This is a genomic window from Corynebacterium guaraldiae, assembly GCF_053480195.1.
Genome location: NZ_JBRBAU010000034.1, coordinates 1 through 948, shown reverse-complemented (window position 1 = coordinate 948; position 948 = coordinate 1). Strand labels below are relative to the sequence as shown.

Sequence of the window (948 nt, the reverse complement as noted above, 5' to 3'; positions counted from 1 at the left end):
GTGCTTTGGCGAGTGCGTCCTGGCCCCAGTTTTGCTGCCTGGCGATTTCTACGGGGTCGCCAGGCAGCTGCGTGTGTAGGTACAGCCACCAGTCACAGGCGATGCGTTGTTGCTCGTCGCGTAGTCCCCGGTGGGCGTGCATCAGTTTCTTGATTTGTGAGTTCACTCCGCCTTCCAGGCTGTTGGTTGTGCGCTCTAAGCGTTGGCCTTCTTTAGCTTGGGTGAGGTAGGCAAAGAGGTGTCCGTGTTGACTCATTTTCTTCAGCTGTAGGTAGATTCCGCGGTGAACATCGTGGGTGTACCACCATTTTTTGTTGCCGCGTTTGGATTTAGGAATCTGCTCGAAAGGGACGTCTTTGACGTAAGTTTTGGCTTTGAGCTGGGCGCTAAATACAGTGCCGAATTGGTGTAGCTTGGCAGTCCATTCGGCTGCTTCATCCAGGTTGTCAACGGCTAGCAGTTCGAAGGAAAGCCGTCGCAGTGCTTTGCCCATCGGCGAGGTGGGGTGCAGGCCTGTGGCGCGTTGAATGTTGCGTTTGACGTGGACAATGCAGCGTTGAACTGGAGTATCAGGCCACAAGTGGCGTAGTGCTTTAAGTCCTCCTGAATCCCCATCACAGGTCACCAGTTGTGGTGGGGCTATCTCGTCTAGCAGGCGCATGTATGACCAGGAGGATTCCTTAGTGCACCAGAACCAGTTGATGACATGGCAGGAGTCAGCAGCTACGACAAGGCACTTGGTGTTGAAGTAGGTGCCGTCGATGAAGATTTGGTCGTAGATTCGCTGCTTATCAACGCTTCGGGGAGGTTGGATAAGCCAAAACGTTTTGAACCGGCGTTGCAGAGTTCGTGATGAAACTCCGCAGGTCTTAGCTGTCTCTGCCAGGCTGTGGCCTGACATGAGCCAAGAGATGAAAAGGCGAAACCATTTTGCTTGAACTGCGTCGT

At 53.7% G+C, this 948-nt stretch carries 1 protein-coding gene; it reads right to left on the bottom strand.

Features of this window, described 5'->3' with window-relative positions; all coding sequences use genetic code 11:
• On the bottom strand, positions 1–948 hold a 948-nt coding region (locus ACUY3D_RS12655), incomplete at both ends, for an IS1249 family transposase (protein ID WP_448241222.1).